The sequence below is a fragment of the Enterobacter sp. RHBSTW-00994 genome (assembly GCF_013782625.1).
Lineage (GTDB): Bacteria > Pseudomonadota > Gammaproteobacteria > Enterobacterales > Enterobacteriaceae > Enterobacter.
On record NZ_CP056199.1, the window covers coordinates 510,240 to 534,954 of the forward strand.

At 51.8% G+C, this 24,715-nt stretch carries 22 protein-coding genes, 1 tRNA gene and 1 pseudogene; 11 read left to right on the forward strand and 13 right to left on the reverse strand.

What is annotated here, in order from left to right; translation table 11 throughout:
- Positions 1 to 20 precede the first annotated feature (20 nt).
- Complete coding sequence (gene mgtA / locus HV346_RS02420; protein WP_181623673.1) at positions 21 to 2,729, forward strand: magnesium-translocating P-type ATPase; 2,709 nt, start codon at positions 21 to 23, stop codon at positions 2,727 to 2,729.
- 227 nt (positions 2,730 to 2,956) lie between these two features.
- On the opposite strand, the gene HV346_RS02425 is transcribed toward mgtA, so the two are convergent.
- Entirely contained in the window at positions 2,957 to 3,751 is a 795-nt protein-coding gene (locus HV346_RS02425) for a nucleoside phosphorylase (RefSeq protein ID WP_181622029.1), read from the reverse strand.
- A 327-nt stretch (positions 3,752 to 4,078) separates the two neighbouring features.
- On the opposite strand from HV346_RS02425, the gene HV346_RS02430 reads away from it, so the two are divergent.
- On the forward strand, positions 4,079 to 6,463 hold the full coding sequence (locus HV346_RS02430; RefSeq protein ID WP_181622030.1) for a family 20 glycosylhydrolase: 2,385 nt from the start codon (positions 4,079 to 4,081) through the stop codon (positions 6,461 to 6,463).
- Positions 6,464 to 6,511: 48 nt separating this feature from the next.
- On the opposite strand, the gene gbpA is transcribed toward HV346_RS02430, so the two are convergent.
- From gbpA to HV346_RS02455, 5 genes are all read right to left on the reverse strand, one after another.
- Entirely contained in the window at positions 6,512 to 7,963 is a 1,452-nt protein-coding gene (gene gbpA, locus HV346_RS02435; protein WP_181622031.1) for an N-acetylglucosamine-binding protein GbpA, read from the reverse strand.
- A gap of 137 nt (positions 7,964 to 8,100) precedes the next feature.
- On the reverse strand, positions 8,101 to 8,487 hold the full coding sequence (gene ridA, locus HV346_RS02440; protein WP_008501391.1) for a 2-iminobutanoate/2-iminopropanoate deaminase: 387 nt from the start codon (positions 8,485 to 8,487) through the stop codon (positions 8,101 to 8,103).
- 73 nt (positions 8,488 to 8,560) lie between these two features.
- Positions 8,561 to 9,022: an aspartate carbamoyltransferase regulatory subunit gene (gene pyrI, locus HV346_RS02445; RefSeq protein WP_181622032.1), complete on the reverse strand. Its 462-nt coding sequence runs from the start codon at positions 9,020 to 9,022 to the stop codon at positions 8,561 to 8,563.
- Between the two features lie 12 nt (positions 9,023 to 9,034).
- Positions 9,035 to 9,967: an aspartate carbamoyltransferase gene (pyrB, locus tag HV346_RS02450; RefSeq protein WP_181622033.1), complete on the reverse strand. Its 933-nt coding sequence runs from the start codon at positions 9,965 to 9,967 to the stop codon at positions 9,035 to 9,037.
- Positions 9,968 to 10,001: 34 nt separating this feature from the next.
- The gene (locus HV346_RS02455) at positions 10,002 to 10,106 is read right to left on the reverse strand and encodes a pyrBI operon leader peptide (RefSeq protein ID WP_181622034.1); all 105 of its coding nucleotides are present in this window, start codon (positions 10,104 to 10,106) and stop codon (positions 10,002 to 10,004) included.
- Between HV346_RS02455 and HV346_RS02460 the strand changes: the two are divergent.
- A pseudogene (locus tag HV346_RS02460) lies at positions 10,086 to 10,210 on the forward strand (hypothetical protein). The gene HV346_RS02455 and the pseudogene HV346_RS02460 overlap by 21 nt on opposite strands.
- On the opposite strand, the gene HV346_RS02465 reads toward HV346_RS02460, so the two are convergent.
- The 5 genes from HV346_RS02465 to arcA all read right to left on the reverse strand — a co-directional run bounded on the left by HV346_RS02465 (position 10,207) and on the right by arcA (position 15,459).
- Positions 10,207 to 10,686 carry an arginine repressor gene (locus tag HV346_RS02465; protein ID WP_181622035.1) on the reverse strand — a complete coding sequence of 160 codons (480 nt, stop codon included), beginning with the start codon at positions 10,684 to 10,686 and terminating at the stop codon, positions 10,207 to 10,209. The pseudogene HV346_RS02460 and the gene HV346_RS02465 overlap by 4 nt on opposite strands.
- A gap of 85 nt (positions 10,687 to 10,771) precedes the next feature.
- Positions 10,772 to 12,175: a YfcC family protein gene (locus HV346_RS02470; protein ID WP_181622036.1), complete on the reverse strand. Its 1,404-nt coding sequence runs from the start codon at positions 12,173 to 12,175 to the stop codon at positions 10,772 to 10,774.
- A 47-nt stretch (positions 12,176 to 12,222) separates the two neighbouring features.
- Entirely contained in the window at positions 12,223 to 13,227 is a 1,005-nt protein-coding gene (argF, locus tag HV346_RS02475; protein ID WP_181622037.1) for an ornithine carbamoyltransferase, read from the reverse strand.
- Between the two features lie 89 nt (positions 13,228 to 13,316).
- Entirely contained in the window at positions 13,317 to 14,228 is a 912-nt protein-coding gene (arcC, locus tag HV346_RS02480) for a carbamate kinase (RefSeq protein ID WP_181622038.1), read from the reverse strand.
- 10 nt (positions 14,229 to 14,238) lie between these two features.
- Positions 14,239 to 15,459, reverse strand: coding sequence for an arginine deiminase (arcA, locus tag HV346_RS02485; RefSeq protein WP_181622039.1), 1,221 nt, complete (start codon positions 15,457 to 15,459; stop codon positions 14,239 to 14,241).
- A 673-nt stretch (positions 15,460 to 16,132) separates the two neighbouring features.
- On the opposite strand from arcA, the gene HV346_RS02490 reads away from it, so the two are divergent.
- Positions 16,133 to 16,585 (forward strand): YhcH/YjgK/YiaL family protein, encoded by a 453-nt coding sequence (locus HV346_RS02490; RefSeq protein ID WP_181622040.1) that lies wholly within the window; start codon positions 16,133 to 16,135, stop codon positions 16,583 to 16,585.
- Between the two features lie 84 nt (positions 16,586 to 16,669).
- On the opposite strand, the gene argF (HV346_RS02495) is transcribed toward HV346_RS02490, so the two are convergent.
- A complete protein-coding gene (gene argF / locus HV346_RS02495) occupies positions 16,670 to 17,674 on the reverse strand; it encodes an ornithine carbamoyltransferase (RefSeq protein WP_181622041.1) in 1,005 nt (334 codons plus the stop codon).
- Between the two features lie 164 nt (positions 17,675 to 17,838).
- On the opposite strand from argF (HV346_RS02495), the gene rraB reads away from it, so the two are divergent.
- The 5 genes from rraB to HV346_RS02520 all read left to right on the forward strand — a co-directional run bounded on the left by rraB (position 17,839) and on the right by HV346_RS02520 (position 22,018).
- Positions 17,839 to 18,264: a ribonuclease E inhibitor RraB gene (gene rraB, locus HV346_RS02500; RefSeq protein WP_181622042.1), complete on the forward strand. Its 426-nt coding sequence runs from the start codon at positions 17,839 to 17,841 to the stop codon at positions 18,262 to 18,264.
- Positions 18,265 to 18,308: 44 nt separating this feature from the next.
- The gene (gene miaE / locus HV346_RS02505; RefSeq protein WP_181622043.1) at positions 18,309 to 19,067 is read left to right on the forward strand and encodes a tRNA isopentenyl-2-thiomethyl-A-37 hydroxylase MiaE; all 759 of its coding nucleotides are present in this window, start codon (positions 18,309 to 18,311) and stop codon (positions 19,065 to 19,067) included.
- 29 nt (positions 19,068 to 19,096) lie between these two features.
- Positions 19,097 to 19,828 carry a topoisomerase II gene (locus tag HV346_RS02510; RefSeq protein WP_181622044.1) on the forward strand — a complete coding sequence of 244 codons (732 nt, stop codon included), beginning with the start codon at positions 19,097 to 19,099 and terminating at the stop codon, positions 19,826 to 19,828.
- A 105-nt stretch (positions 19,829 to 19,933) separates the two neighbouring features.
- Positions 19,934 to 20,018: transfer RNA gene (locus HV346_RS02515), tRNA-Leu, on the forward strand.
- 89 nt (positions 20,019 to 20,107) lie between these two features.
- Positions 20,108 to 22,018 carry a site-specific integrase gene (locus HV346_RS02520; protein ID WP_181622045.1) on the forward strand — a complete coding sequence of 637 codons (1,911 nt, stop codon included), beginning with the start codon at positions 20,108 to 20,110 and terminating at the stop codon, positions 22,016 to 22,018.
- A gap of 133 nt (positions 22,019 to 22,151) precedes the next feature.
- Here HV346_RS02520 and HV346_RS02525 read toward each other — a convergent pair whose 3' ends face one another.
- Complete coding sequence (locus HV346_RS02525) at positions 22,152 to 22,484, reverse strand: NIPSNAP family protein (protein ID WP_181622046.1); 333 nt, start codon at positions 22,482 to 22,484, stop codon at positions 22,152 to 22,154.
- A gap of 1,250 nt (positions 22,485 to 23,734) precedes the next feature.
- On the opposite strand from HV346_RS02525, the gene HV346_RS02530 reads away from it, so the two are divergent.
- Together HV346_RS02530 and HV346_RS23365 are read left to right on the forward strand one after the other, a co-directional pair.
- Positions 23,735 to 24,292, forward strand: coding sequence for a recombinase family protein (locus HV346_RS02530; RefSeq protein ID WP_181622047.1), 558 nt, complete (start codon positions 23,735 to 23,737; stop codon positions 24,290 to 24,292).
- 65 nt (positions 24,293 to 24,357) lie between these two features.
- A complete protein-coding gene (locus tag HV346_RS23365) occupies positions 24,358 to 24,708 on the forward strand; it encodes an ASCH domain-containing protein (protein WP_181622048.1) in 351 nt (116 codons plus the stop codon).
- Positions 24,709 to 24,715: the final 7 nt, after the last annotated feature.

A 24,715-nucleotide genomic window follows, 5' to 3' on the forward strand; every position in this document is an offset into this window, starting at 1 on the left:
TGAACGCAGGGGAGCTTATGATGCTGAAAAATATCACCCGCCAGCTGCAAGCGCTGCTGAACCGCCATTTGCCGCACCGCCTTGTACAACGCGATCCGCTACCCAACGCCAAAAATCTGGCGGGGGCGGTGATTCCACCTTCCCTTACCGAGCAGTGCCTGAACATTGCGGCCATGGACGAAAACGAAGTCTGGCGCGCGTTTGGCGGACACCCGGAAGGGCTGAATGCCTCCGAAGTCGAGAAAGTTCGCGCCGAGTATGGCGATAACCAGATCCCGGCACAAAAACCCGCGCCCTGGTGGGTACATCTGTGGGTGTGCTACCGCAACCCCTTCAACCTGTTGTTAACGGTACTGGGCATTATTTCCTATGCCACTGAAGATCTGTTTGCCGCAGGCGTGATCGCGTTGATGGTTGGGATTTCCACGCTGCTCAATTTTGTGCAGGAAGCGCGTTCAACCAAAGCGGCTGATGCCTTGAAAGCGATGGTCAGCAACACCGCCACCGTCTCCCGCGTGATTAATGAACTCGGCGAAAATGCCTGGGTTGAGCTACCGATTGACCAACTGGTGAGAGGCGATCTCGTCAAGCTGGCCGCCGGGGATATGATCCCCGCCGACTTACGCATTATTCAGGCCCGGGATCTGTTTGTGGCTCAGGCTTCTTTGACGGGGGAATCGTTGCCGGTTGAAAAGGTCGCCCGGACTCGCGATCCTCAGCAGGTGAACCCACTTGAATGCGATACCTTGTGTTTTATGGGCACGACGGTAGTCAGCGGAACGGCGCAGGCCATTGTGACTGCCACTGGTGGACACACCTGGTTTGGGCAACTCGCCGGGCGCGTTGGTGAGCAAGAAAATGAACCGAATGCCTTCCAGAAAGGCATTGGCCGCGTCAGCATGCTGTTGATCCGCTTCATGATGGTGATGACGCCGATTGTGTTGTTGATTAATGGCTACACCAAGGGTGACTGGTGGGAGGCCGCGCTGTTTGCCCTCTCCGTTGCCGTGGGCTTAACGCCGGAAATGCTGCCGATGATTGTGACCTCCACGCTGGCGCGCGGGGCGGTGAAACTCTCTAAGCAGAAAGTGATCGTCAAACACCTCGACGCGATCCAGAACTTTGGCGCGATGGACATCCTGTGTACCGATAAAACCGGGACGCTGACCCAGGACAAGATCGTGCTGGAAAACCATACCGATATCTCCGGTAAAACCAGCGATCGTGTGCTGCACAGCGCCTGGCTTAACAGCCACTACCAGACCGGGCTGAAAAACCTGTTGGATGTTGCTGTGCTGGAAGGCGTTGATGAAGAGTCCGCCCGCACACTTTCGGGCCGCTGGCAAAAAGTGGATGAGATCCCGTTCGATTTTGAACGCCGCCGGATGTCGGTGGTGGTCAGTGAACAGCAGGATGTACATCAACTGATCTGCAAAGGAGCGTTACAGGAGATCCTGAATGTCTGCACACAGGTGCGTCATAACGGCGACATCGTCCCGCTGGACGACACCATGCTGCGCCGCATCAAACGTGTTACCGACAATCTGAACCGTCAGGGGCTGCGCGTTGTGGCTGTGGCAAGCAAATTCCTGCCTGCACGTGAGGGTGACTATCAGCGTATCGACGAATCCGATCTGATCCTCGAAGGGTATATCGCCTTCCTCGATCCGCCGAAAGAAACGACCGCTCCGGCACTGAAAGCGCTGAAAGCGAGTGGGATCACCGTAAAAATCCTCACCGGTGACAGTGAGTTGGTGGCCGCGAAAGTGTGCCATGAAGTGGGGCTGGATGCGGGTGATGTGGTGGTGGGGAGTGATATTGAACACCTCGGAGATGATGAACTGGCGAAACTGGCGCAACACACCACGCTGTTCGCCCGTCTCACACCGATGCATAAAGAGCGTATCGTCATGCTGCTGCGCCGTGAGGGGCATGTGGTGGGCTTTATGGGAGATGGCATCAATGATGCGCCAGCATTGCGGGCGGCTGACATTGGTATCTCCGTCGACGGGGCGGTGGACATCGCCCGTGAAGCGGCCGATATCATTCTGCTGGAAAAAAGCCTGATGGTGCTGGAAGAGGGGGTGATTGAAGGCCGTCGCACCTTTGCTAACATGCTGAAGTACATCAAGATGACCGCCAGCTCTAACTTCGGTAACGTCTTTAGCGTACTGGTGGCGAGCGCGTTCTTACCGTTCCTGCCGATGCTGCCGTTGCATCTGCTGATTCAAAACCTGATGTACGATGTCTCTCAGGTGGCGATCCCGTTTGATAACGTGGACGATGAGCAGATCCAGAAGCCACAGCGCTGGAATCCATCTGATCTTGGCCGTTTCATGCTGTTCTTTGGTCCGATTAGCTCGATCTTCGACATTCTGACCTTCTGCCTGATGTGGTTTGTGTTCCACGCAAACACACCGGAACACCAGACTCTGTTCCAGTCAGGCTGGTTTGTGGTCGGACTGCTGTCGCAAACGCTGATTGTGCATATGATCCGCACGCGTCGTATTCCGTTTATCCAGAGCCGTGCTGCGTGGCCGCTGATCATCATGACTGGTATCGTGATGGCACTCGGTATCGCGCTGCCGTTCTCACCGCTGGCGAGCTACCTGCAACTGCAGGCACTGCCGCTGAGCTACTTCCCGTGGCTGGTGGCGATTCTGGCTGGTTACATGGTGCTGACGCAGATGGTGAAAGGGTTCTACAGCCGTCGGTATGGCTGGCAGTGACAGAATGATGTCAAAGGTCGATTAATCTGAATGATAAAACAGCCAGTAAAAACATCTTACTGGCTGCTATTTTATCTATCTGATAATTAAGTGCGATGTGATAAAAATTATTTTCAGGAATGTTTTTCAGGAGCTGATAATAGATATTCAAGATGTCACTCAGTAAGAATAATTATCTATAAAAATCCATTAACATTTACTTTGCATCCTTTTTATTATCCATTTTATTATTCTTTGGCATCCAGGTCAGCCAGCATTCGAATGGTTTCACAGCCCGCGAGTGCCAGTCGTTCAATATGGTTGGCGCTATGGTCAAATTCTTTTTGCGGATCAAACTGGCCGCTCTCACCTGCAACGTTACAAATATTATCCATAACGACTGCACATCCTCCGGCCCGTAATCCCCAGAGTCTGGCGAGCACAAAAATGATACTGGCTTCCATTTCGGCTGCGAGTACATTCATGCGTTTTAAGTCTTCGAAATGATGCGCCCAGGATGATTGCCAGTAATCATTGAAGGAGGAACCCGGTTTCGCATGTCCGGCATAGAATGTATCTGCGGAACGTGTTGTTCCGACATGGCCTGTGTAGCCCAATCCTCTTACTGCGCGTGCGCATGCGTCAACCACTTCATGGCTTGCAACCGCAGGATATTCAGCAGGAACGTAGAGTTTAGACGATCCATCCAGCCTAAGCGCGGAGTCAAAAATAGCAATATCACCATTTTTGACATGATCCTGAAATGTTCCGCAGGTACCAATACGCACAAACGTAGTCGCGCCGCAGCGTGCCAATTCTTCCATGGCGATTGATGTTGATGGGCAGCCAATGCCGGTACTGGTACAACTAATTGGAACACCTTTATATTCGCCAGTATAGGTGACGTATTCACGATTGCTTGCGATAAGTTCTGCCTTATCCCAATAACTGGCGACAGCTTTTACTCTGCCTGGATCACCTGGTAGTAAAACATACGGTGCCACATCTCCTTGGCTGATTTTTAAATGGTATTGTTCAGACATATTTTGGCTCTCCTTTTTTAAAGTACCTTAATAATTTAAATAGGCATTTTCAACCTGAAAAAATACATTTTTGAAAAATACTCCCTATATATAATTAAATTATTGTTTGATGGCTTTGTATTTATCTGATGAGTAATTTTATTCCTTTTGGCATATTGAATGTGCGAGGGAGCGGAATAGAAATGATGAAAAAACTCATGCAAACATCCCTGTAAAATTCAGCAACCTGTGATCTCCGTCGTGGCATTTCCTTGACGACAAATTGACCGTATGTTAACAGAATGTTTTGCCTTTAATTGGCCCGTCAGATTCTGATAAGGAACATTCATGTTACGGTACAGTCTCTTAACCGCCGGACTCTTACTCGGCTCTTCTGCGTTTGCCGCTCCGGCAGGCGATCTTCCCCTGATGCCATGGCCTGCGAAGGTCGAACGCCCGGCTACTCAGGGTGCGCTGGTCCTGACCGATAAAACCTCTGTTAACGTGACGGGGGATGACCTGGGCGATGCCCCGACACGCCTGCGTCAGCGTATTGCCCTGCAAACGGGCTGGACGTTACAGCCGCAGGCAGCCAAACCGGAGCACGCCACGATCACCTTCGCCATTGCCCGAAAGGTCCCGACGCAACCCATGCCGGACAGCGACGAAAGCTATACGCTTACCGTGAATGCCAGCGGCGTGAATATTGCGGCCAACACGCGCTTTGGTGCGCTACGCGGTATGGAGACATTACTGCAGCTCATCCAGAACGGGACAGAAAACACGTTTATCCCCTGGGTGACGATCGACGATTCTCCGCGCTTCCCGTGGCGAGGACTCTTGCTCGACTCTGCCCGCCACTTTATTCCGCCTGACGATATCAAACGACAGATTGACGGCATGGCTGCGGCAAAACTCAACGTCCTGCACTGGCATCTGACCGACGATCAGGGCTGGCGTTTCGCCTCAAAACGCTATCCGAAGCTGACACAGCTTGCCAGCGACGGGCTGTTTTACACACCGGATCAAATGCGGGAGATTGTGCGCTACGCCACCGCACGCGGGATTCGTGTGGTTCCTGAGATCGATATGCCAGGCCACGCTTCGGCTATTGCCGTGGCTTATCCCGAACTGATGAGCGCACCAGGGCCTTATGAAATGGAGCGTCACTGGGGAGTCCTGAAGCCGGTGCTTGATCCAACAAAAGAGGCCACTTATGCATTTGCTGAGGCGATGGTTACGGAACTGACCGCGATCTTCCCGGACCCTTATCTGCACATTGGCGGCGATGAAGTCGATGACACGCAGTGGAAGAACAACGCAGCGATCCAGACATTTATGCGAGATAATAGCCTGACCGACAGCCACGCATTGCAGGCCTATTTCAACCGCAAGCTGGAAACGATCCTCGAAAAACATCATCGCCGGATGGTGGGTTGGGATGAGATCTTCCACCCTGATCTGCCAAAAAGCATTCTGATCCAGTCCTGGCAAGGGCAAGATGCGCTGGGGCAGGTGGCGGAAAAGGGCTATAAAGGCATCCTTTCCACCGGCTTTTATCTCGATCAGCCTCAGTCCACGGCTTACCACTATCGCAATGAAATTGTGCCTCAGGGCTTAAACAACGTTGATGTTATTGGTGACAACGACAGCGCGCAGAGCTGGTCTTTCTCGATGCCACGCCTGAAGGGGAAACCGGTGGAGGGGAGCTTTACGCTGGTGAAAGGCGAGTCTGGCTGGCGCGGGTTTATCGACTTTAGCGGTAAATCCCGCCGTGCAGTGCAGGATATCGAATGGCGCAGCGATAACCAGGTGACCTTCACCGTGGATACCTGGATGGGAGAAACGCGTCCAGTGGTGACGGTAAATAACGATACGCTGAGCGGCTATTTCCTGTTGGGCAACGCCCGTTATCCTGTTAGTGGCAAGCTGCTGGATGATGTACCGAAAGGTATTGTCCCGGTTGTACCCGATGCCAGCCCGCAGGCTAATCTGTCTGGCGGTGAAGCGGCTCTGTGGGCGGAAAATGTGGTTGCACCAGTACTGGACATCAAACTGTGGCCGCGTGCATTTGCGGTCGCTGAACGTCTGTGGTCGGCACAGGACGTTAACGATATCGACAACATGTACACCCGCTTACAGGCTATTGATGCCTGGTCGACGGTATCAGTGGGCTTACAACAGCACAGCCAGCAGCAGGCGTATTTTACCCGGCTGGCGAACAATGCTGACACGCTGCCGCTGCAAATTCTCGCTCAGGCGGTGGAGCCTGCACAGTATTACACCCGCCAACACCTGAAATTCCAGGCCGGTAACTATCATCAGTTTGAGCCGCTCAACCGTTTTGCCGATGCGCTGAATGCGGAAAGCAACACCGTGCGGCAGATGACGAAATGGGTCGATCGCTTAGTCAGCGATGCAGAAGATAACGAAAGTGCTGAGGCGTTACGCCATGTGTTTAACCGCTGGCAGAGTAATACCAGCGACGTGCTGGCGCTCAGTGAAAGCAATTACCAACTCAAGGCGATAAAGCCCGTGATTCAGGAGGTTGATAAGCTGGCGTCCATCGGCCTGAGGCTGACAGATTTGGTGGCGCGGCAGGGCACGCTCGACGACAAAGAAATTGCCTCAATTCAGAATGAACTTGATAACGCGGCGAAGATTCAGGACGAGGTAGTGATTGCGGCGGTCTATCCGCTCGAAACGTTACTCAATGCGACGCGGAATCAGTAGACGTCGAAAAATGCTCCTCTCCCCGATGGGGAGAGGAGATCAGGCGACTCAGTTTTTCAACACCCACGCCTCTTTCCAGTGTGCTCCTACGCCAGGTTCAAACTGATTTGAATAGGCTTTCCACTGCACACAATATCCGCTGTATGGCATCGGCCTGCACTGGTAGGTCTTACCATTTTTAGGCTGCAGCACGACGGTTCCCGCTTTGTAAGACGCAAGGTTTTCGGGGAAGGTGTAATCATATTTCGGGGTATTTCCTGCCGGGGCATTGTCTTCCAGCATCAGATTAATGACGTCCTGGGCAAACAGCGTGCCGTCTTTATTGGTGGCGAAATACTTCAGCATATGGTGGCCAGCTGTTACCCCCGTCAGGGTCAGAGTGACGTCCTGGTTGGCATTGTTCATATCTTGCTTCAGATAGCCTTTTTCCACTCCCATATGGTTCATCACATGTGCTTCAACATTCACGTTGCCGCGAGTGTTGATGTGGAATTTCACGGTTGCGTTACCACCCACAATTTTGCTGTATTGCACGTTAGAGACGGCGATGCTCTCATTCACAACGGCCTGCTGCTCTTCATACGAAATTGCAACGGATCTGAGCGCGCTCCCGTCTTTCACGAACACGCTGTTTGCGCCATGCACCGGGTTAACGTCCCCACTTTCATCTTTCACGCCTACCCGCACCTCGCTTTGTGCGGTATTCACTTTCTGCGCCAGATCGTAGGACCACTGATTCGCATCGCCCTGTTCGGCAGAGGCGATGGTCATCTCTGTGCGCAGGGCGGCAACTTCACCGTTAGCGTCAAAGAAGCGGGCGATCACTTTATCGCCTGCATTCAGGTTATTCCCCGAGATTTGTCCGCTCAGGGATTTACGCCATTCGGAAACGGCCGCAGGCGATTCATCGGGTGTCACATGACTTCCCTGACCGAAATCAACGTCAATCGTCTGATAGAAGCTGTTTGCGGTATCCGCAATTTCCCATACGCCGTATATCACCTGGTAACCGGTACGTTCTGGCACATTGCACGTCATGGATTGGGTCATTGACGGCGCTTGTCCATTACCATTGATGGTACAGAATGGGGTTAATTCAAACTGGTTTCGGCTGAGAGGCTTATTCGGGTCCCAGTTTTGCTTTGTGATATAAAAACGCCAGTTAGCGGTTTTATGTGGCGCAGTATGACGCCAGACAAAGTTATGTGGGCCTGCCGTCATCGGGTTTTTAGTCCAGGCATTCAGGCTCTGTTTGTCTAACTGGGAATAGTTGGCAATCCCTGCACTGGCAAGCTGACCGTCAGGTGGCATCGCACCCGCCGGGAAGCCGGAGGATTTCTCTACACTTTGCGGTTCGTACTGAACAGAACCGCAATCGATATTTTGGCCGAGCTTGCACATGTATGCACGGCTGGCGGGGGATTCGATATACCCATGGGCAAATACAGATGTGGCAACCGTCATTGTTGCCACCGCAAACGCGATTTTTGAAAGTTTCATGGCGAGTCCATTAAAAGAGGGATACTGCGCAGGCAGTGTATTAATGGACGCAGAGGGGCGTCATTTTAAGCCGTGAGGAAAAATAACCAAAAAAAAGGCAGCCTAAGCTGCCTTTCATTCCACTGAGTGGAAATATCTTAGCGACGAACGGCAATCGCTTCGATTTCAATTTTCACGTCTTTAGGCAGGCGAGCCACTTCCACACAAGAACGGGCCGGGAAGGTGGCGTTGTGCTCGGTGAAGAAGGCTTCATAGGTGGCGTTAACGGTCGCGAAATCGTTCAAATCTTTTACGAATACGGTGGTTTTCACGATATCGCCGACTTTCAGACCCGCAGATTCCACGATGGCCTGGACGTTTTCCAGCGACTGACGCGCCTGTGCGGCTACATCTTCCGGAACAGCACCGGTCTTCGGGTTCACCGGGATCTGGCCAGAGGTGATGATCATGCTGCCCAGATCAACGCCCTGAACGTATGGACCAATAGCGGCTGGTGCATTTTCCGTCGCGAGTACTTTGCTCATGTTTTCTCCAGAATAACAGCGTTAAGAATGTTCCCGGCCATTATAACAGCCGGGATTTCATTACCAACCTCAATTAGTTGGCCAGCACCACATAATGAGAAAACTCTTTTTCACAGTATTTGCATTTGAGTGCAATGTCATCTGCGCGTTTTTTCACTGCAAAACTGGATGAAACCGGCTCAGCATGACTGATGCAATTACTGTTTGGGCAAACCAGCACGCTGTCGATGCGTTCAGGCAGGCTCGGACGGGATTTGCCCACCACTTCGTACTCGTCGATACGGTTAACCGTGGCATGTGGTGCGTACAGTGACAGCTGGTTAACCTGCTCGTCAGTCAGGAACGTATTTTCGATTTTGATCAGGTCTTTGCGGCCCATTTCACCGGAGGGCAGGTTCAGACCGATGGTGATGCGCTGGTCGGTTTCCGTCAGTTTAAACAGCGTCAGCAGCTTGAAGCCTACCTGCGCAGGGATGTGGTCAATCACAGTGCCACGTTTGATGGCCTCGACCTGAAGTTTGTTATCGTGTGTCATTGTCGTTTCCCCTTACAGTGCTAATTCGCGATTCAGAACCAGTGCCAGTAACGCCTGGCGAGCGAAGATACCGTTTCCGGCCTGCTGGAAATACCAGGCGTGCGGCGTCTTATCCACGTCGGTGGCGATCTCGTCGATGCGTGGCAGCGGGTGCAGCACTTTCATATTGCTACGTGCGCCCTCGAGGTCGCTGGCGCGCAGGACAAACTGCGCTTTCACGTTGGCGTATTCCGACGGGTCCAGACGCTCTTTTTGTACACGCGTCATGTACAGAACATCCACCTCGCCCATCACCTCTTCGATGCTGGCGTGCTGGCTCCACGTCATCTCTTTTTCATCAAGCATGTCGAGGATGTACTGTGGCATCGCGAGTGCAACCGGTGCGATGAAGTAGAAACGGTTGCCATTAAATTTCGCCAGTGCCTGCGCCAGCGAGTGAACTGTACGACCGTATTTCAGGTCGCCGACCATGGCGATGTTCAGGTTTTCCAGGCGTCCCTGGGTTTCCTGAATGGTAAACAGATCCAGCAGGGTTTGCGTCGGGTGTTGGTTCGCGCCATCTCCGGCGTTCAGAACCGGAATACCGCCTGAAAACTCGGTTGCCAGACGTGCCGCGCCTTCCTGCGGGTGGCGCATCACAATTGCATCGACATAGGTGCTGATCACCGAAATCGTATCCGCCAGCGTTTCACCTTTTTTCCCCAGCGATGTATTACTGCTGTCAGAGAAACCCACCACGCTTGCCCCGAGGCGGTGCATGGAGGTTTCAAATGACAGGCGCGTGCGGGTAGAGGCTTCGAAGAAACAGCTCGCAATCACCTTATGCTTCAGCAGTTCCGGTTGCGGGTTCGCTTTCAGTTTTGCCGCGGTTTCCAGAACCAGTTCCAGCTCGTCGCGGCTGAGGTCGTTTATGGAAATGATATGTTTTTGATAAAGCGGATTCATGTTTATCTCCTGACGCCGGGCAAAAAAAAGCCCCTCAAATGAGGGGCCCTGGGAATAGGGTTATCAACGGGAAGAAAAACGGCAGGCCAGCGTCTGATTTCAGACGCGGTAAGACAGTATGTCGTACACGCTTGACCATGCTTCCTCCCGGCAAATTGTCGGGCATTATACGCAGCTCGCTTTTCTTATCAAGCGATTTAATGCACGCTTTACTCAATGCAAACGGTTCTTTGTGAATATTAATTCGTTCTGAGTAAATAATTAATTTGTTTATGCACCAGGGCAGTGCGCTTCACCACACGAGGGGCGACCCAGACAATACTGCTTCCGGCAACCACTCCTAATATTTCCGGTAACTGGTGATAATCCAGAATGCGCGCCACTGCACGGCCATATCCAGCAACGGTATGAATAAGGATAAACTCGCTATTGTGTTCAACACTGACCACCATTTCGGATATGGAACGCGCAGCATCGGGGGCGGGGCGGAGTTGAGGATTCAGCGAATAAATCTTTAGGCCTTTGGCATTTCGTATTTTTATGACACCGAGCAACTTGAGCAGACGTGAGACGGTGGACTGACTAATGCTGTCGAAACCGTGATCCTGCAAGTCGCGGCGTATTTCTTCCTGGGAGAGATAACTCTTTTCAGTAATCAGACGCTGACACACTGCCAGCTGTAGCTGCTCTTTTGGAGAGTAATCACCATAGTCCGTCATATATAAATCCCATGTAAGTTGCCAAAATGTCCGGTGGCACTGCACCGGACCGTAGGCCGGAACAGCACAGCGCCATCCGGCAAATTTAGAGAAGCGCACCCAGGCTAAGGGCCGCCATAATGACCACGGTCAGAATACCCAGCAGCGGCGCAACCCACTTCAGATAACGCACGTAAGGAACGCGAGCGATAGCCAGCCCGCCCATGACAACAGCAGACGTTGGCGTCACCAGGTTAACGATACCGGATGCAGACTGGTACGCGGTCACAACAAGGTCGCGATTGACGTTAGCGAAATCGGCGAGCGGAGCCATGATCGGCATCGTCAGAACGGCCAGTCCGGATGAAGAAGGCACAAGAAATGACAATACGACTTCCAGCCAGTACATCACGTTGATAAACGCCACCGTGGACAGCCCGCTCACCAGCCCTTCAGCGCTATGCAAAATGGTGTGGGTAATCATGCCCTTATCCATGATGACTACGATACCGCGCGCGATACCGATAATCAGCGCGACGCCCAGCAAATCCCGTGCACCGTTGATAAATGTCGAGGTCAGTTCTTCTTCGCTCATTCGGGCGATCAGGCCGACAATGATGGCACTGGCAAGAAATACCGCCGAGATCTCCGCCATCCACCATCCCAGTACCGCAACCCCGTAAATCATGACCGCGAAGGCCAGGGCGAAAATCACCAGGATGACTTTGCGCACCGGGGTAAATTCCAGCGACTGTTCGCCTTTGTTACCGAGGAAGTGGGCGTGATTTTCTTCCTGTTTGTCTGCCACGATCGACAGCGACGGATCGTTGCGGACTTTACGGGCGTAACGCATCACCCATGCCACGCAGATGATCCAGCCTATCACCAGCAGTGCCACGCGCAGAGCGATCCCATTGGTGAAGGGGATCCCCGCCGCGTTTGCGGCAATCACGGTTGCAAACGGATTAATGGTTGACCCCAGCGTGCCGATCCCAGCACCCAGCAGAACGGTAGAAGCTGCAACAACCGGGTCAAAACGTGCGGCGAGCATGACCGGCACGAGCAGCGTGTAGAACGGCAGTGACTCCTCCGCCATGCCGTAAATCGTACCGCCAGCGGCAAATAGCGCCATCAGGATCGGGATCATCCACTCTTCACGTCCGCGAAGCCGGGTGGTGACGCGCTCGATCCCGGCGTCAATCGCCCCGGTTTTGGTGACGATCCCGAGAAATCCCCCGATGATCAGAATGAACAGCGCTACGTCGATCGCACCTGCCTGGCCTGACACTGGATCGTACAGCCCGGCGATGGGGGCCATGAGAACTGAGATAATGCCCTGCGGATGTGCGGCTACGTGTGCGTAAGTCCCGGCAATCGGAACCTCTTTACCGAGGGTTTCATTCATTGCCATTTGGTATTGCCCGGCCGGAACAACCCAGCTCAGAGCTGCCACCACGGCAATCAGAAAAAAGAGAATGGTGTAAGCGGAGGGAAACTTGAACTTGCCCATGATGTTCTCCTGAATCCCGGCGCACCCCGTGGTACGCCGGGCGGTGATTAATCGCCGAGTGTCGCCACCATGACCGCTTTAATGGTGTGCATGCGGTTTTCTGCTTCGTCAAAGACGATAGAGTTTGGTGATTCAAAGACCTCTTCCGTCACTTCCAGCCCTTTCAGGCCGTAGGCCATTTCGATTTCGCGACCCACTTTGGTGTGTTCGTTGTGGAAGGCTGGCAGGCAGTGCATGAATTTCACGTTCGGGTTGCCCGTGGCTTTCATCACGTCAGCGTTGATTTGGTACGGTTTCATCAGACTGACGCGTTCAGCCCAGGCTTCTTTTGGTTCGCCCATCGATACCCAGACGTCGGTGTAGAGGAAGTCTGTTCCGTGAACACCTTCTTCCACATCATCGGTGAGGGTGATGCGTGCGCCGGTTTCTTTGGCGATGGCGCGGCACTGTTCAACCAGCGCAGCTTCCGGCCAGAAGGATTTCGGTGCAACCAGGCGGATATCCATGCCCATCTTGGCTGCGCCGACCATCAGGGAGTTGCCCATGTTGTTACGCGCATCGCCCAGGTAGGCAAAGCTCAGCTCAGGCAGGGTTTTGCCTGGGGCGTGTTCCAGCATGGTCATCAGGTCTGCGAGGATTTGTGTGGGATGGAATTCGTTGGTCAGTCCATTCCACACCGGAACACCGGCAAATTCACCCAGCTCTTCGACGATCTCCTGCCCATAACCGCGGTACTCAATGCCGTCATACATGCGGCCCAGTACGCGGGCGGTGTCTTTCATCGACTCTTTATGGCCAATCTGTGAACCACTAGGGCCGAGGTAAGTGACCTGTGCGCCCTGGTCAAATGCGCCAACTTCAAAGGCACAGCGGGTGCGGGTAGAGGTTTTTTCAAAAATCAGGGCGATGTTTTTACCGACCAGCGTTTGTTTTTCACGTCCGGCTTTTTTGGCGGCTTTCAGCTCGATGGCGAGGTCGATCAGGTATTGGATCTCTGTTGGGGTGTAGTCCAGCAGTTTGAGAAAGTTGCGGTTTTTCAGGTTGATAGTCATGTGTAAATCCTTTTTTAATTTTAGCTGTCTGATGCCCTCACCCCAGCCCTCTCTCTGGGGAGTGGGTCAGGAAGAGGGGAGAATGCTGCTTAGCGGCGAATCAGCGTGCCTTTCTCACCGGCGAGGATCTCCGCGCCATCGGCCAGTGCACCGATCCCGGCGATGCCGTTACAGGTTTCAACAAATTCACGGCAGGCGGCGACTTTCGGCCCCATCGAGCCGGCGTCGAATTGCATCTCTTTAAGCAGTTCAGGCGTAACCTGCGCCAGTGGGCGCTGAGTGGGTTTGCCCCAGTCGAGGTACACCGCATCGGCATCGGTCAGGATCAGCAGCGCGTCGGCTTCTATCTGGCGTGCCAGCAGGGCGGCGGAGAGATCTTTGTCGATCACCGCCTCGATGCCGTGATAACCGTTGGCGTTTTCCACAACCGGTACACCGCCGCCGCCGTTGCAGATCACGAGGTGATCGCGCTGGATAAGCGCGGTGATGGCATCACTCTCTACAATGCGTTTAGGCTGCGGTGAGGGAACGACGCGGCGGAAGTAGCTGCCGTCAGCCTTGAATACCCAGCCTTTTTCCGCTTGTAGCGTGTTGGCCTGTTCCTGGCTGTAGACCGGTCCGATGTACTTGGTCGGGTTACGGAAAGCCGGATCATTGCCATCCACTTCTACCTGCGTGAGCAGGGCGCTCACATCGCGCTGTGGAAGGTTGTTTTTCAGCGATTGCTGGAGCATGTAGCCAATCATCCCCTGGCTTTCCGCCCCAAGAATATCGAGCGGGTATGGCGCTACTTTGTCATACGCGCTGTTTTGCAGTGCCAGCAAACCAACCTGCGGCCCATTGCCGTGAACCAGTACCACGCGCCACTGCGCCGTAAGCCCGGCAATGGTGCGCGCGGCTAAATCAATATTCTGACGCTGGATATCGGCTTCCAGTGGTTCGCCGCGTTTGAGCAAGGCATTACCGCCGAGTGCCACGACCAGAGTGGGTTTTCTTTCCATGATGACTCCTTTAAATTCCGTCGCGTTCCAGTGGGCAACTCATGCAGCGTGCGCCGCCGCGGCCACGTCCCAGTTCATCGCCAGGAATAGGCAGTACGGTGATGCCAGCTTTGTCGTACTTCTCGTTGGTCCAGATGTTGCGCTCGTAGCCAATTACCACGCCGGGGCGAATGGTCAGTACGTTGTTGGCGTCGTTCCACTGTTCGCGTTCTGCTTCAAAGGCATCGCCGCCGGTGGTGATCAGGCGTACCTGCGTGATCCCCAGCGCTTTTTCGATGGCGTGTAGCAGGTCCGTTTCTTGCGTGCGTTGCAGGCCACCGTGTCCGTCTGGGGTAAGCGTCCAGCACTGGGCATCTTTGCGAACCACTTCCGGGTAGACGGAGAAGGTATCCACATCGATGTGGGTCATAACGGTATCGAGGTGCATACAGGAGCGGTGTTTTGGCAGTTCAACGGCAATCACACGCTCGGCCTGGCGGTGTTTGAACAGGCTGTTGGCGAGAAATTCCACGCCTTGTGGAGTGGTGCGTTCGGATAATCCAATTAATACCGCGCCACGGCCAATGACTAATACATCGCCGCCTTCCAGAGTGGCGTGATCGTAATTAATGTTCTCGTCACCAAAGTATTTAATAAAATCACCATCGGCAAAGGCAGGATGCCAGCGGTATATAGCGCGCAGGTTATTTGTTTCACGCTGGCGAGCAGGTTTTGCCATTGGGTTAATTGACACGCCGTTATAGATCCAGCATGAGGTATCACGAGTAAATAAATGGTTTGGCAGCGGCTTCATAATAAAATCATTCGCCGTGTGGGTATCGACAACCATATTTTTAATAAATGCAGGGATTTCGCCATACGTTAATCCGCCGCTTAACCGACGTGCCAGTTCCCGGTGCGGCATATCCGCCAGCCAGCCACGAACGTCATTAGCAAATGTAGGACCGAGGCGATAATCAGAGATTTGGGTATCCAGCAACCAGGCTTTAGCATCTGTAATATCAAGTGTTTGGGTGATCAGGTCGGTCAACAGCAGGACATCCACACCCTGCTCACGCAGCGTGTTTGCGAATATATCATGCTCTTCGCCCGCACGTTCAACCGATAACACATCATCGAATAACAACTCCTGACAATTCGATGGCGTTAAACGTTTCAAACTTAAATTTGGACGGTGCAGCATAACGCTACGCAATTGACCAATTTCAGAACCGACGTAATGCTTTTCCATAATTATCCCTTTAACTTTTTTCAGAATAAAAAGGGCTGAGCCATGCGGGATGTTTATTTGCATGGCGACCAGGCTCAATTGATTTCACGGCTCATAGTAGGCGGTTAGATATTTCATATTGTGATGATGCTCACGCGGAACTGGATATTTAAAGGTTTGTTTTCAGTTGCATGATTCGTATCAGATAATGATTAATTTGGTCTAATTGTGGGATGAATAGCTAAGCAGAAATCTTTTTCGTTATTTGTATTTGTTATTATTTTGTGTATTTTAATATTTTGAAATAAATAGCTATTGGTTTGATTTTAAAGGTTTATTTTTAATTTGTGGAATGGCTATGCATAAATAACAATTAACTATTTTCGACTTAAGGAAAATCAATAAATAATTATTGGTTTATAGCGCAAATTATCAAAATGACAAAGTGTGAAGTGGTAGCGAGTAATGTTATTTGGTTTTACTAATCAATTGGTTAGTGCTTGTGTGCAACGCACGCAATCTTACGTTATGCATAACCACTGCATAATTGCCTGTTAGCGGTTAACAGCGAATTAACATGTTTCCCGATAAACATGCGCTTGCGCAAATCTCTTTGAAAAAGTGGTGGTATGGCAGTTGAAATTTCCGTATAAAAGATGAAATTGAAACAATGTTTTATATTAAGGGTTGAATCATGATTGTTGGCAATATTCACCATTTGCAGTCCTGGCTGCCGGAAGCGTTACAACAGGCGATTGAGCATGTTAAAGCGCATGTCACTGACGAGACGTCGCTCGGTAAACATGATATCGATGGTAACCGTCTGTTTTATCTGGTGTCAGAAGACATGACTCAGCCATTTGCTGAACGTCGTGCGGAGTACCATGCTCGCTACCTTGATATCCAGATCATCATGCAAGGTCAGGAAGGGATGACCTTCAGCACGCTGCCTCACGGTACGCCAGACACAGACTGGCTGGCGGATAAAGACATCGCGTTCTTGCCGGAAGGCGAGCTGGAAAAAACCGTGGTGTTGAGCGAAGGGGATTTTGTGGTGTTTTATCCGGGAGAAGTGCATAAGCCGCTGTGTGCGGTAGGGACGCCGGCAAAAGTTCGTAAAGTCGTTGTGAAGATGCTGGTGGGGTGATCCCTTTCCCCAAAGTGCGGGGGAAGAAAAGAGCGTTTGGAGCAATACCTCTCCCCTGTGGGGAGAGGGCTAAAGTGAGGAGAATTACTCCCCAAGCGTCGCGACCATCACCGCTTTAATGGTGTGCATGCGGTTTTCTGCCTGGTCGAACACAATGCTGGCAGCAGATTCAAAGACTTCGTCTGTGACCTCCATCCCGCCATGCAGAGCGTACTCTTTCGCCATCTGCTTGCCGAGCGTGGTCTGGTCGTCGTGGAACGCAGGCAGGCAGTGCAGGAACTTCACGTTCGTGTTGCCGGTCAGCGCCATCATCTGGCTATTCACCTGGTAACCGCGTAACAGCGCAATACGCTCCGCCCATTTCTCTTTTGGCTCGCCCATCGATACCCATACGTCGGTATAAATGAAATCAGCGCCTTTCACACCGGCTGCCACATCTTCGGTCAGGGTGATTTTGCCGCCGTTTTTCACGGCTAATGCGCTGCACTCTGCGACCAGACTCTCTTCCGGCCAACAGGCTTTTGGCGCAACCAGACGCAGGTCCAGCCCGGTCAGTGCTGCGGCTTCCAGCATCGAGTTACCCATGTTATTACGCGCATCGCCAGCGTAGACCAGCGTCATCTCATTAAACGCCTTGCCCGGCAGGTGCTCTTGCATGGTGAGCAAATCGGCCAGCAACTGCGTGGGGTGGAACTCGTTAGTCAGCCCATTCCATACCGGGACGCCTGCATATTCAGCCAGCGTTTCAACCACTTCCTGGCCGTGACCACGGTACTGAATACCGTCGTACATCCGCCCAAGCACGCGCGCAGTATCTTTAATTGACTCTTTATGCCCAATCTGGCTGCCGCTCGGCCCGAGATAGGTAACGCGAGCGCCCTGGTCATATGCGGCAACTTCGAAAGAGCATCGTGTGCGGGTTGAGTCTTTTTCGAAGATGAGCGCGATGTTTTTACCGGTAAGCTTTTGTACTTCCGTGCCATTTTTTTTATCAGCTTTGAGCTGTGCGGCAAGTGTCAGCAAAGAGGTGAACTGTGCAGGCGTAAAATCGAGCAATTTCAGAAAGTGTTTCTTATACAGATCAGACATGTTATCCCCACATGGCGAACGCCACTTATTGAATTAAAATTCACTTTATATGTATGAATATTCATTTGCAACACTGTTTAACAAATCTTTCTTACAAAGGTGGAGGCAAACACGTCCGTGTGTGAAAATAGAAGTATCTGCCGCACTTTAAAGAGGAATGAGCCATGGCAAACCCGGAATTACTGGAAGAGCAACGCGAAGAGACGCGTCTGATTATTGAGGAGCTGCTGGAAGACGGTAGCGATCCGGACGCGTTGTACACCATCGAGCACCATTTCTCCGCCGACGATTTCGAAGCACTGGAAAAAATGGCGGTAGAAGCCTTCAAACTGGGTTACGAAGTGACCGAGCCGGAAGAGCTGGAAGTTGAAGAGGGTGATACCGTCATCTGTTGTGACATCCTGAGCGAAGGCGCGCTGAAAGCAGAGCTGATTGACGCCCAGGTTGAACAGCTGATGAACCTGGCTGAGAAATTTGACGTGGAATACGACGGCTGGGGAACCTACTTCGAAGATCCAAACGGTGAAGATGGCGACGACGAAGACGATGAAGATTTCGTCGATGAAGACGACGATGGCGTGCGCCACTAAGTGTTATCTGCGGCAGCTTCGGCTGCCGCATTAAAAGGTCAAAAATGGATTACCCGCAGATACTCTCTCCTGTCCTCTCGTTCCTCCAGTGCCCGACCCCGCAAGCATGGATTGATAAAGCCCGAGACCCGGCCAACTTGCCGCTGTTGCTTACCGACCATATGGTATGTGAGCTTAAAGCTGCGCAGACGGCACTGCTTCTGGTACGTAAATATGTTGCCGATGAGACGGGGGCAAACGCGCTTCTCGACTGGCTCAAACCTTACGAAGCATTCACTTTCCGCGAAGGGCCGGAACCGGATTTTGTTGCCTTGCACAGGAAAATTGGCAAAAGCGTGATGCCCAAAACGAACGACCCCTGGGGCCAGGCGCTTATCGACAGTATGGTGCTGCTGATAAAAGAAGAACTGCACCACTTCTGGCAGGTGCGTGAGGCGATGCTGACGCGTAATATTCCGTACGTCAAAATCACCGCCAGCCGCTACGCCAAAGGAATGCTCAAAGAAGTGCGTACTCACGAACCGCTGACACTGATCGACAAGCTGATTTGCGGCGCATACATCGAAGCCCGTTCCTGTGAGCGCTTCGCCGCGCTGGCCCCGTTCCTGGACGATGAATTGCAGACGTTTTATCTCTCGCTGCTACGCTCTGAAGCGCGGCATTATCAGGACTATCTGACACTTGCTCAGCAGGTGAGTGATAAGGATATCTCTTCCCGCATACAGCTTTTTGGTGAAATTGAAGCCACACTTATCTCGACACCGGATAACGAGTTTCGCTTCCATAGCGGCGTGCCGGTGTAAACCGGCACATCAAAAGGATGCGAGATACCATGAGAAAAACCTGGACACGTATTGTCGTTGTCGCTGTTATTGCCGCCGCTGTGGCCTTCTGGGTCTATTTCGATAAACAGCGGCAGCAGCAAAATCCTGAACAGCAGCTTGATACCACCCTCAACGCGATGCCTGCCTGGCAAGTGCTTAAAGAGCAGGAGCCCGCGCTACAGCAACGCATCCGCGAGCAGATCCTCACCATGCAAAAAGCGGGCGAGCCTGAACAACACATTATTGATGTGATCCAGCCGCAGATCCTCAATCTACAGATGTCACGTCTGCAAAACGCGCCAGATGCCAATGTGGTGGAGTATATGAAGGCGAATATGGAACAGACCGCCGCCATCCAGAAGGTGAGCGACGATGCCTGTTTTCGCTTTCTTTACCCGGCGGTGAAAGGCGGTGTGAACCCGATGCGTGTGCTTGATAAACCGATGACGCAACGCCGTATGCAGGCTGATGCTGACATGATGCGCGCAGCCTACGGTAAAGATCGCCACACCGTTACCCCGGAAGAGCGTGAAGCCGCAGTGGCAGATGTGCGCCCGATTATGAAGGAACTGGCTGACAAGTATGGCGAGGACATTCAGCTGTTGCAGATGCCGGAGCAGGCGGTAGGCAAAGAGAAGCTTTCGTGCGACATGGTACAGGAGATGTGGGCGAAGGTGTTGAAGCTGCCTGAGAAGCAGGCCGCCGGGGTGATCCGGCTGGCGGTTTCGGAGCTGGATTAGGCTGTGCGCTTGTTTTTTCGACACTTAGCACAGGTTTAGCGTGTCGCCGCTTGCAAGGCGGCGCGCGACAGGTATAATCCACAACGTTTCCGCATCCCCTTCAGTGCCGAAGTGGCGAAATCGGTAGACGCAGTTGATTCAAAATCAACCGTAGAAATACGTGCCGGTTCGAGTCCGGCCTTCGGCACCAAGACTCATCTAATTAGTTGTTTTTAAATAACTTTTCCCATATTTCTGCTCGTAATCGCGTAGCCCTACTACAAAAGGGTATACGAGGCGATGTCTCAGCGTTATAACCTCTATCGTCGAACCAGCGGCATTTATGTTGTCCGCATTAGCGTTCCCCAACGTTTTCGTCGATACGCAGGACAGTGTGAGATTCACACTTCAACAGGCACTCATGATCTTCATGAAGCAAAGCAGAAGTCCGCGCTCCTGTTGGCGGTCTGGTATCAGACCTTACAAGAGTATGAACAATTGGATTACCGATCTTTAAATGACTCTGCCCCGCTGCTTGCCGGAGAGGGCATGATCTCGCTTGCTAACTTTGCTCAGTCAATCGAGTTGCCTGTATCGCAGTTGATTCAGGCGGTGACAAATCGCAATTTGCCAGTGTTCTGGTTGGCGACGGGGCAGGTCGGCTTTTATGTTGAGGCCCTCTCTGAGGCTGAGTTAGACCCTCTTGATGGCAGCTACGTGCTTAACTACGGCGAAGAGCAGGGCATAGAGGGTATTGCTAAAGGTTATCTGCAACTCACTGCGCAACCAGCGCATTTGCGTAACATTATTAGCGATGGTTATTCAGAAGCTTCGGTGTTCAAAACTGCCGGAAGCGAAGCTAAAGGCGGTTGGTTTTTCACCTCCAGTTGTCCGGTAATTAAGCCCGATACGCTGCTGATCAATAAAATCCATGCAGAAAGCCTCCGACTTGATTGGCTGGCTAAGACGATTCCTCCAGCCATTGGCGTTCATTCTGCCGCACCTCTTGCCGCTCCGGTCCCCACTATCGATAACGAGTATGTTAATCGAAAGTATTACACCAAGAGCCTGTCGTGGTTATGTTCTGAGTATGTAAAGCATCGGCGCAAGGGCAAGGTATCGGAGTCGGCTATAGGTGATATCCGTAACTACTTCGGTTTTATGATTGAAGCGATGGGCGACATTCAACTGGAAGATTTTGATCGCGATTTCCTCCGGGTTTATGAGAGCAAGCTGCGCACGATCCCGGCAAACCGGAATTTAGTCAAAGCTAAATATGGAGTGAAAACGCTGGATGATTTAATTACCAAATCGGCAGAATGCGGCGATAAGTTGATGACTGAGGAATCCGTCAGGAAGTATATCAATGGCCTTTATGGTGCAATGAAGTGGGCTGTTGCTGATGGCAAACTGCTGAAATCGCCATGCGAAAACTTTTTCCCGCGCGATGATAAAGACGAGCGAGATCAGGATCACACTGACGTGTTTGAACCGCATGAAATTAAGGCGATTTTTTCACTTCCATGGTTTGTGGCTGGAACCGGTGAACGTAACGTGCAAGGACGATTCCATCAATATTGCCCGTTTCACTATTGGGCACCTTTGCTGGGGCTACTGACGGGGGCGCGAGTTAATGAAATCGCGCAATTGCTGCTTGATGATGTTCTGACAGAAGACGGTGTTTACTACTTGAACCTTGAAAGCGATAGCGAAAGCGGAAAGAAACTAAAAAATGCCAATGCTCGTCGCAAGATTCCGATTCACTCCACGCTTATTGGTCTCGGTTTTATAGACTACGTGAACGCCTTAAAAGATGCCGGGTATGTCCGCCTGTTCCCCGAACTCAAGCCGCATAAAACTAAAGGCTATGGTAGACCGGTTTCCGCATGGTTCAATGAATCGCTGTTGGCACGTCGATTGAAACTTGAGAGGAACAGAACAAAGTCTTTTCACTCGTTTCGCCACTCTGTCTCAACCTTACTTAAAGAGAAGGGTGTCATCCCGGAATTACGTGCGCAGCTAGTCGGACATGTGCGAGGTGAAACTGAAACAGAAGTGCGGTATAGCAAAGATCTCAAACCGATTCATATGATTGAAGTCGTGAAGAAAATTGATTTTTCGTTGCCTGTGATAGCGAAATTCAACATTCCTGACGGGTTGGATGCTGTTAGAGATGCGTTGCGAAGAAAAAGCGGCAAACAAGCAGACTAATCCGGGGTTACTATTCAGTTGAGTAGAGCTTCAATGCGCAGGGAAGCTCCCTGGCGCATTTTTCATTGAGCGTAGTGGAATTCATAGTGCTAAATTTGGAGACCCTAAAACGCGTCTGGCGAATCCAGTTGACCTACGATTGCACCCGTAGCCCTTCTACGCTTTCCGGTGGCAGGTTCATCACTGTTTTAATGCTGGTCACGATGCTGAGAATAATCTCTTCGCGTGGGCCGTTGCGCCAGTCTGCGTTTGCGTAAAAAGCATCGAGAACCGCAACCATGCTTTCAGCACTGTCAAAGGCACGAATCAGATAGTAGCAATCGGAATCATGTAACGAGTAGCCAAACGACACAACGTCGATCCCGTGGCGTTGGTGTAGGGGAACGCTGATTTCCTGCATGATGGCGTGAAAAGCGGTGCCGGTGCCTTTGTGTAAGGTGTATTGCAGTATTTCGACGGTTCTCAAACGTTATCTCCGTATCGCCCTCTGGGCGGTTCCTGATTGATAGCAATAAAGTAAACCGGACTGGGCCATGAAGCTACCACTAATCAGACAGTCATCCGTAAGCAGAAGCAGCAAGAGCCTCAGACGCGCTGGGAAGCTCTCTGGCGAGTTTCTTAAAGAAGGTAGTGGAAATCATGGTGCAGAATTCGCGGCGCTCTCATAGAGTTTCTGGTGAAGCCAGTTGAAACAAGAGTAGCGGAGATCGAGCAATCAATGAGAAATCTGGGCGAGCTTTAGCTTTACCGCACCGCTTAACTTCGTAGGCTGTTTGCCTCTATAAGGAAAAGCCTGCCACCGCCGAAGTTTTTGGACGCAATGCCTGAAAGTGGGGCTGGCAAACCTAGGAGATCCACTTTTTCGCGCGACAATTTTTCCGGTAGCTTTTGTCGTATTGGTTGAGTGTTTCTGGTGGGGATTAAGCTGAAATATCAAGACAGGAAGGTTTTGGTTTCTTGGTTGTGTTTTCTTCTTAACTTCTTGTTTTGTTTTATATGTTTTATTAAACCTCTTCTCTGGGGAGCAAAACTAGCCCAAGGGATCAATGCGATGCTTTGCAGTGAGATCCTTGGCTAATCAGGCTTCCGGAGTTGTAACCTCTTCTCTGGGTCCCTGCTTGGATCGGCGATATGAGCTACTCTGCTTTAAAAAAGACTCACCGGAGTAAGCCTTTTGCAAAACATGATAACTCACTATTGGGTATTGGTTATGCAAGTCCAAGACTCAGCACCCTGTATAACCTCACGCACTCTGGCATACGCCGCCTTTCGGAACTAGACCAGTGGGTAATAGTGCGACCCCTCTTTTCACCCCGGCTCCGCTACGCTAGCGGCAGAGCCTTGTTGATGCGCCATTTCGGGTAAGCGTCTGTATACCAAAACCCCGACAATGTTCTCCAATAGTAACATTTTGAATCTATGGTTCAACATGATTTTGATTATACCTAGCACCCAGCAGAACGAGAGTTAGGTCTTCACCGCTACGGGAGAAGTGAATCCAGCATCATGTATTCCGATATTTAAAATGAGTTTTCTTATCATGCCTCTTTGGGCCATGTGTCGCTATAGCGTTCAACACCATGCCAACAAACGACCGTTTTCCGGCATCTCTTTTGAGGTGACTCCCAGACTGTTGGAAAATTAGCCTTGGCAATTGTTGGCAGGCGTCCTATTGTTGACACCGTTTTCTGGCAGGGGCCGGATGAGGTGATTACTATGGCGACTTTTGGCTACGGGCGTGTTTCTACATCGCAGCAGGAAACTGAGAACCAGAGACTGGAGATTGAACAAGCGGGATGGCAAATTGACTTCTGGTTTGCCGATGTTGTCAGCGGGAAGGTTCCGGCCATGCAGCGTAAAGCGTTCTCTGAGTTGCTTGGTAAGATCCGTGAAGGTGAAACGCTGGTTGTAGCGAAGTTGGATCGCCTCGGGCGTGATGCTATTGACGTCCTGCAAACGGTCAGGGCGATGGCAGAGCGTAATATCAAGGTCATTGTCCACCAGCTTGGCGCAACGGATCTCACCTCCGCTGCGGGTAAGCTCCTGCTGTCAATGCTGGCAGCGGTTGCTGAGATGGAACGTGACCTGCTGATTGAGCGGACCCAGGCGGGTTTGTCGCGGGCAAAAGCCGAAGGTAAGAAGCTGGGAAGACCCTCTAAAATCGCACCAGCAGACCGTAGAGCGATTATCGAGAAAAAGAATAATGGAACCAGTGTCAGTGCCTTAGCGCGTGAATACGGCGTTTCCAGAGCGACTATAGCCGCGTTGCTTTAAACGTTTATTGCTTCTCGAAGCCCTTGGGTGATAACTCGTTGTATAGCGGTTCTAATGGAGATCAAATGAAAGCTTTATCTGTAGTTTACCCCGGAGGTTCAAAGATCGCTGACGGACAAAAAAAGCTTGAGATACGTCGCTGGCACCCCGCTCTTGGTGAGAATGAAGCGGTTTTGATTGTAGAAAACCATAAGTTCCTCATGAATGAAGGAGATGAGGACATCGGTCAGGCTGTTGCGATCGTCACACTTGGACAAATCCGGGACTTCACCCCTGAGGATGTTGAAGCTGCTTGTGCATCGAGTTTTGAGCCGGGCTGGTTAGCGTGGGAGATTCAAAGCGTAAGAAAGATTGTGGCACCGTTTCCGGTTAGAGCTGCAAGGAAGCTCTACGAGGTGGAATGCCCCCACTTATGAATTTGGG

What these genes read in the sequence shown, in the direction of transcription:
- mgtA (WP_181623673.1), top strand. Translation starts at nt 21, where the DNA reads ATGCTGAAAAATATCACCCGCCAGCTGCAAGCGCTGCTGAACCGCCAT.
- HV346_RS02425 (WP_181622029.1), bottom strand. Translation starts at nt 3,751, where the DNA reads ATGTCTGAACAATACCATTTAAAAATCAGCCAAGGAGATGTGGCACCG.
- HV346_RS02430 (WP_181622030.1), top strand. Translation starts at nt 4,079, where the DNA reads ATGTTACGGTACAGTCTCTTAACCGCCGGACTCTTACTCGGCTCTTCT.
- gbpA (WP_181622031.1), bottom strand. Translation starts at nt 7,963, where the DNA reads ATGAAACTTTCAAAAATCGCGTTTGCGGTGGCAACAATGACGGTTGCC.
- ridA (WP_008501391.1), bottom strand. Translation starts at nt 8,487, where the DNA reads ATGAGCAAAGTACTCGCGACGGAAAATGCACCAGCCGCTATTGGTCCA.
- pyrI (WP_181622032.1), bottom strand. Translation starts at nt 9,022, where the DNA reads ATGACACACGATAACAAACTTCAGGTCGAGGCCATCAAACGTGGCACT.
- pyrB (WP_181622033.1), bottom strand. Translation starts at nt 9,967, where the DNA reads ATGAATCCGCTTTATCAAAAACATATCATTTCCATAAACGACCTCAGC.
- HV346_RS02455 (WP_181622034.1), bottom strand. Translation starts at nt 10,106, where the DNA reads ATGGTCAAGCGTGTACGACATACTGTCTTACCGCGTCTGAAATCAGAC.
- HV346_RS02465 (WP_181622035.1), bottom strand. Translation starts at nt 10,686, where the DNA reads ATGACGGACTATGGTGATTACTCTCCAAAAGAGCAGCTACAGCTGGCA.
- HV346_RS02470 (WP_181622036.1), bottom strand. Translation starts at nt 12,175, where the DNA reads ATGGGCAAGTTCAAGTTTCCCTCCGCTTACACCATTCTCTTTTTTCTG.
- argF (WP_181622037.1), bottom strand. Translation starts at nt 13,227, where the DNA reads ATGACTATCAACCTGAAAAACCGCAACTTTCTCAAACTGCTGGACTAC.
- arcC (WP_181622038.1), bottom strand. Translation starts at nt 14,228, where the DNA reads ATGGAAAGAAAACCCACTCTGGTCGTGGCACTCGGCGGTAATGCCTTG.
- arcA (WP_181622039.1), bottom strand. Translation starts at nt 15,459, where the DNA reads ATGGAAAAGCATTACGTCGGTTCTGAAATTGGTCAATTGCGTAGCGTT.
- HV346_RS02490 (WP_181622040.1), top strand. Translation starts at nt 16,133, where the DNA reads ATGATTGTTGGCAATATTCACCATTTGCAGTCCTGGCTGCCGGAAGCG.
- argF (WP_181622041.1), bottom strand. Translation starts at nt 17,674, where the DNA reads ATGTCTGATCTGTATAAGAAACACTTTCTGAAATTGCTCGATTTTACG.
- rraB (WP_181622042.1), top strand. Translation starts at nt 17,839, where the DNA reads ATGGCAAACCCGGAATTACTGGAAGAGCAACGCGAAGAGACGCGTCTG.
- miaE (WP_181622043.1), top strand. Translation starts at nt 18,309, where the DNA reads ATGGATTACCCGCAGATACTCTCTCCTGTCCTCTCGTTCCTCCAGTGC.
- HV346_RS02510 (WP_181622044.1), top strand. Translation starts at nt 19,097, where the DNA reads ATGAGAAAAACCTGGACACGTATTGTCGTTGTCGCTGTTATTGCCGCC.
- HV346_RS02520 (WP_181622045.1), top strand. Translation starts at nt 20,108, where the DNA reads ATGTCTCAGCGTTATAACCTCTATCGTCGAACCAGCGGCATTTATGTT.
- HV346_RS02530 (WP_181622047.1), top strand. Translation starts at nt 23,735, where the DNA reads ATGGCGACTTTTGGCTACGGGCGTGTTTCTACATCGCAGCAGGAAACT.
- HV346_RS23365 (WP_181622048.1), top strand. Translation starts at nt 24,358, where the DNA reads ATGAAAGCTTTATCTGTAGTTTACCCCGGAGGTTCAAAGATCGCTGAC.